The organism is Streptomyces atriruber (assembly GCF_001418325.1).
Classification (GTDB): domain Bacteria; phylum Actinomycetota; class Actinomycetes; order Streptomycetales; family Streptomycetaceae; genus Streptomyces; species Streptomyces atriruber.
Genome location: NZ_LIPN01000532.1, coordinates 1 through 5,681 on the forward strand (window position 1 = coordinate 1; position 5,681 = coordinate 5,681).

Genomic DNA, 5,681 nt, shown 5'->3' on the forward strand with positions numbered 1-5,681 from the left:
CGGCGGGCCCGGCGACGACGTCTTGGCGACGCCGCCGGGACCCGCGGAGGATGCGGTGGTCACGAGCGGGCACTCACTCTCTGGTACGGCGACGGCGGTACGAGGGCGGTACGGCGGCGCACCCGGGGCGCTACTTGTCGGTGACCTTGCCGTCCGTCGCCGAGTCGACCTCCTCGTCGTATCCGCTCGCGGCGTCGTCCACCGAGCTGTCACCGGTCGTCACCGACTCCATCGCCTCCTGGATCGCCGTGGAGACCTTCGGGTACTCGGGGTACGCGGGCCGGTAGTACGTCGAGGCGACCAGGTCGGTGAAGAACTTGATGCCGGGCTGCGCCTTCACGTACGTGGGATCGGCCGCGACGTCCTTGCGGACGGCGATGCCGGAGTTGGCGATGTACCACTTCTTGGCGTTGGCCTTCGTCTGCATCGTCTCGATGAACTTGAAGGCGAGGTCGGGGTTGTCGGCCTTGGAGGGGATCGCCCAGGTCCAGCCGCCGGACATGCTCACCTTGCCGGGGGCCTGGCCGTGCTGTGTCGGCATGGCGGCGAGGCCCAGCTTCTTCGACCACTCGGGCCACTCGTGGCCCGCGCCCTTGCCCCAGTCCTGCGGCAGCCACGAACCGTCGAGGTTGATCGCCAGCTTGTCCTCGGGCAGCAGCTCGCCGCGGACGCGGGTGGCGAAGTTCGGGTCGAGGGCGTCCGAGACGTCCGGGCCGAGCTTGTCCTTGTAGACGGTCTCCACGAATTTCAGGGAGTCCTTGAAGCCCTGGCTGCCGGTGACCCACTTCTTCGAGCCCGGGTCGTACAGAGGGTCCTTGCCCGTGCCGTACGCGAGCATCTGGAAGCCCTGCATGGTGGCCGCCTCACCGGCCGGCTTCCCCGTGTAGACGTTGAGGGGCGTGACGTCCGGGACCTTCTTCTTGACGGTCCGGGCCGCGTCGAGGACGTCGTCCCAGGTCTTGGGCTGCCAGTCGGCGGGCAGGCCCGCCTTCTCGAAGATCGCCTTGCTGAACCAGAGGCCGCGGGTGTCCGTGCCGTCCGGCACGCCGTACGTCTTGCCGTCGGCCGCCTTCGCCGCCGTCTTGGCCGTGCCGATGAACTGGTTCCAGTCCTGCCACTTGGCCAGATAGGTGTCGAGCGGCTTCAAGTACCCGCTGGTGATGTCCGAGTTGATCAGGAACGTGTCCTCGTAGACCAGGTCGGGCGCGGTCTTGGGGGAGCGCAGCATCTGCTGCAGCTTCGTGTAGTACTCGGAGTCCGGCGCCTTGATCGGCACCAGCTTGACCTTCTTGCCCGGGTTCTCCCGCTCGAACTGCTTCTTGATGTCCGCCAGATAGGTGTCCATGACCCTGATCTGGTTGTCCGTGGACTGCTTGAAGGAGATCTTCACGGTGTCGGGGTCGTCGCCTGAGCCGCCGCCGCACGCGGTGAGAGTGCCGGCGGCGAGCAGGGTGGAGGCGGCGAGGAGCAGTGGGGTGGTGGTGGGGCGCACGGGCACGACCTCCTACTGGCCGACGCGGCTGGGCTGCCACGTGGGTTGCCCGGTGAACGTAAGGGCGTGCTCGGAGCAAGGTCAATGCCTCTGCGGGCGCTGTGCGTTGTTGCTTGTCACCACCGTGACAACGTTGTTATCGGGCGTACGTTGGTGAGGCCTCCGGGGTGGGAAGTGCCGAGCGCCCGGCCGGGGTTCAGTCGTTCGGCGTAAGCCAGCGGTAGACCAGTTCGGGGCGGCCGACGTGACCGTACTGCGGGCTGCGGGCCGCGCGGGCCGTGTCGACCAGGTGTTCCAGATAGCGCCGGGCGGTGATCCGGGACAGGCCCGCCGACTGGGCGGCCGCGGTGGCGGTCAGGCCGTCGGAGGCGTCGCGCAGGGTGCGGATGACGCGTTCGAGGGTGGGGCCGCTGAGCCCCTTCGGCAGGGCGGCGGGGCCCGGCGCGCGCAGGGTGGCGAGCGCGCGGTCGACCTCGTCCTGGCCGGTGGCCTCGCCCTCCGCGGCGGCGGTGCGGAACTCCGCGTAACGGGTGAGGCGGTCGCGCAGCGTCGCGAAGGTGAAGGGCTTCAGGACGTACTGGACGACGCCGAGGGAGACGTCCTCGCGGACGACCGCCAGGTCACGGGCCGACGTCACCGCGATGACGTCCGTGTGGTTGCCCGCGGCGCGCAGGGAGCGGGCCAGCTGGAGGCCGTGGCCGTCCGGCAGGTGCAGGTCCAGGAGGATCAGGTCGACCGGGGTGCGGTCCAGGGCGCGGCGGGCCTCGGCGGCGGAGTGGGCGGGGCGGCCGATGGCCTCGAAGCCGGGCACGCGGTTGACGTAGAGGACATGGGCGTCGGCGGCGACGGGGTCGTCCTCGACGACGAGAACTCGGATCACTGGGCGCCTCCCGGCACGGATGCGGCGGTCGTCGTCACGAGGGTCACCTCGAACTCCGCGCCGCCCTCCGGGGATTCTCGTACGGTCAGCGTGCCGCCGTTGCGGGTGACCGTCTGGTGGACCAGGGCCAGGCCGAGGCCCCGGCCCGTGGCCGCCTTGGTCGACCAGCCGCGTTCGAAGACGGCGTCCCGCTGTGCGGGGTCGACGCCGGGTCCCGTGTCCGAGACGCGCAGCAGGAGCTCCGCCGCGTCCGCGCGGGCCGTCACGGTGACGCGCGCCGCGGGCGAGCCCTGCGCCGCGTCGACCGCGTTGTCGATGAGGTTGCCGAGGACCGTGACCAGGTCGCGGGCGGGCAGGGACGCCGGGAGCACGCCGTCGTCGATGCTGCTGTCGTCCGAGACGACCAGCTCCACGCCGTGCTCGTTGGCCTGCGCCGCCTTGCCGAGCAGCAGGGCGGCCAGGACGGGCTCGCTGACCGCGGCCACCACCTGGTCGGTCAGCGCCTGCGCCAGCTCCAGTTCGGCGGTGGCGAAGTCGACCGCCTCGTCCGCACGGCCGAGTTCGATGAGGGACACCACCGTGTGGAGGCGGTTCGCGGCCTCGTGGGCCTGCGAGCGCAGGGCCCGCGTGAAGCCGCGCTCGGAGTCCAGCTCGCCGGTCAGCGCCTGCAGCTCGGTGTGGTCGCGCAGGGTGACCACCGTGCCGCGGCGTTCGCCGCCCGACACGGGGGAGGTGTTGACGACCAGCACCCGGTCGGCGGTCAGATGCAGCTCGTCGACCCGGGGTTCGGCCGCGAGCAGGGCGCCGGTCAGCGGGGCGGGGAGCCCGAGCTCGGAGACGTTGCGGCCGATCACCGGGCCGCCCGCCACCCCGAGCAGCTCGCGGCCGCCGTCGTTGATGAGCGCGATCCGCCGCTGCCCGTCCAGCATCAGCAGGCCCTCGCGCACCGCGTGCAGCGCCGCCTCGTGGTAGTCGTGCATGCGGCTCAGCTCGCCCGCGTTCATGCCGTGCGTGCTGCGGCGCAGGCGCGCGTTGATGACGTACGTACCGATGCCGCCGATCACGAGCGCCGCGGCCGCGACGCCGAGCAGCGCGACGAGCTGGCCGCGGGCCTTCGCGGTGATCTCCTCGATGGTGATGCCCGCGCTGACCAGGCCGACGATGCGCCCGTCCCCGGCCTCGGCACCGCTCCAGATGGGGGTGACGACGCGCACCGAGGGGCCCAAGGTGCCCGTGTACGTCTCCGCGAAGGTCCTGCCGCGGAGCGCGTCCGCCCGGTGGCCGAGGAAGCGCTCGCCGATGCGGCGCTCGTCGGGGTGCGTCCAGCGGATGCCGCGCGGGTCCATGATCGTCACGAAGTCGACGCCGGTGTCGTGCTGCACCCGCGTCGCGTACGGCTGGAGCTCCTCGGACGGGTCGCTGCCGCGGATGGCCTCGCGTACGGAAGGGGAGTCCGCGACCGCCCGCGCCGCCGCGGTCGCCTGGCGGCGCGCGCTCTCCTCGCCCTGGTGCTTGTCGCTCAGATACGTGAAGAGGGCGCACCCGGCGACCACCGCCGTGACCAGCACGATCTGCATCGCGAAGAGCTGGCCCGCGAGGCTGCGCGGCAGCCTTCGGGGGCCGGTGGGGCGGGTGCGGGACATGGTGCCAGTCTGCCTCCTCGTACAAGCGGTCGTATAAGTGCGAACTAAATGAACGCAAGGGTGACCGCCCTCACAGGCCGGGAGATAGTCACCGGGATCGCCCGGGACGGGAGCCGATCGCACAGGACGTGAGCCGCACGTACCGAAGGCACCACTGGCACCACAGGCACCACAACGCCGACGACGTCGTTCAAGGAGGGCCCCCCGTGACCACCACGGCCGACCCACAAGCGCAGCCCGCAGCCAAGCGGGACCGCACGCACTACCTCTACATCGCCGTCATCGGCGCCGTGCTGCTCGGCATCGCCGTCGGCTTCATCTGGCCGGACTTCGCCACGGACCTGAAGCCGCTCGGCACCGGCTTCGTGAACCTGATCAAGATGATGATCTCGCCGATCATCTTCTGCACGATCGTGCTCGGCGTCGGTTCGGTCCGGCAGGCCGCGAAGGTCGGCAAGGTGGGCGGGCTCGCGCTCGGCTACTTCGTGGCGATGTCCGTCGTCGCGCTCGCCATCGGCCTCCTCGTCGGCAACATCCTGCACCCGGGCTCGGGCATGGACATCAGCGAGTCCGAGAAGGGCGCGGGCCACGACGCGGCCGACGAGGCCGACAAGGGCCTCGTCGACTTCGCGCTCGGCATCATCCCCAAGACGATCGTCTCCGCCTTCACCCAGGGCGAGGTGCTGCAGACGCTGCTCGTCGCGCTGCTCGTGGGCTTCGCGCTGCAGGCCATGGGCCGCTCCGGCGAGCCGGTGCTGCGCGGCATCGGACACATCCAGAAGCTGGTCTTCCGGGTGCTCGGCATGATCATGTGGGCCGCCCCGGTGGGCGCGTTCGGCGCGATGGCCGCGGTCATCGGCGAGACCGGCGTGGACGCGCTCAAGGCGCTCGCCACGATCATGATCGGGTTCTACGTCACCTGCGCCCTGTTCATCCTCATCGTGCTCGGCACGCTGCTGCGCCTGGTGACCGGCGTCAACCTCTTCAAGCTCCTGAAGTACCTGGGCCGTGAGTTCCTGCTGATCGTCTCCACCTCCTCGTCCGAGTCCGCGCTGCCGCGGCTCATCGCGAAGATGGAGCACCTCGGGGTCAGCCGCCCCGTCGTCGGCATCACGGTCCCGACGGGCTACTCGTTCAACCTCGACGGCACGATGATCTACCTGACCATGTCGTCGCTCTTCATCGCCGAGGCGATGGATCAGCCGCTCGGCGTCGGCGAGCAGATCTCGCTGCTGCTCTTCATGATGATCGCGTCCAAGGGCGCGGCGGGCGTCTCCGGCTCCGGCATCGCGGTCCTCGCGAGCGGCCTCCAGTCGCACAAGCCCGCGCTGGTCGACGGCGTCGGCCTCATCATCGGCGTCGACCGCTTCATGAGCGAGGCGCGCGCCCTCACCAACTTCGCGGGCAACGCGGTCGCCACACTCCTCATCGGCACCTGGACCAAGGAGGTCGACAAGGAGCGGGTCTCGGCGGTGCTCGACGGACAACTCCCCTTCGACGAGCGTACGTTGGTGGACGACGGACACGAGTCGCCCGCCGTCGAGGACGGGCGGGGCGCGGACGCCGTGCCCGGCGCGCGTGACGACGGCAAGGAGCCGGTGAAGGTGTAGTTCACCGGCCGGCCGTGTGAAGGGCCCCCACCCCTCCAGGGGGCCGCCGGCGCCGC

Annotated in this window: 4 protein-coding genes; 1 reads left to right on the forward strand and 3 read right to left on the reverse strand. The window is 70.8% G+C overall.

Features of this window, described 5'->3' with window-relative positions:
• Positions 1 to 130: 130 nt before the first annotated feature.
• The 3 genes from AOK03_RS37760 to AOK03_RS37770 all read right to left on the reverse strand — a co-directional run bounded on the left by AOK03_RS37760 (position 131) and on the right by AOK03_RS37770 (position 4,015).
• Positions 131 to 1,498, reverse strand: a complete 1,368-nt coding sequence (locus AOK03_RS37760; protein WP_167355689.1) for an extracellular solute-binding protein — start codon at positions 1,496 to 1,498, stop codon at positions 131 to 133.
• A 190-nt stretch (positions 1,499 to 1,688) separates the two neighbouring features.
• Entirely contained in the window at positions 1,689 to 2,372 is a 684-nt protein-coding gene (locus AOK03_RS37765; RefSeq protein WP_244177914.1) for a response regulator, read from the reverse strand.
• Positions 2,369 to 4,015, reverse strand: coding sequence for a sensor histidine kinase (locus tag AOK03_RS37770; RefSeq protein WP_055569885.1), 1,647 nt, complete (start codon positions 4,013 to 4,015; stop codon positions 2,369 to 2,371). Before AOK03_RS37770 ends, AOK03_RS37765 begins: the two co-directional genes overlap by 4 nt.
• A gap of 206 nt (positions 4,016 to 4,221) precedes the next feature.
• On the opposite strand from AOK03_RS37770, the gene AOK03_RS37775 reads away from it, so the two are divergent.
• Positions 4,222 to 5,625 carry a cation:dicarboxylate symporter family transporter gene (locus AOK03_RS37775; RefSeq protein ID WP_055569886.1) on the forward strand — a complete coding sequence of 468 codons (1,404 nt, stop codon included), beginning with the start codon at positions 4,222 to 4,224 and terminating at the stop codon, positions 5,623 to 5,625.
• Positions 5,626 to 5,681 lie beyond the last annotated feature (56 nt).

Coding starts and splice junctions, on each gene's coding strand:
- AOK03_RS37770 (WP_055569885.1), bottom strand. CDS start 4,015: ATGTCCCGCACCCGCCCCACCGGCCCCCGAAGGCTGCCGCGCAGCCTC.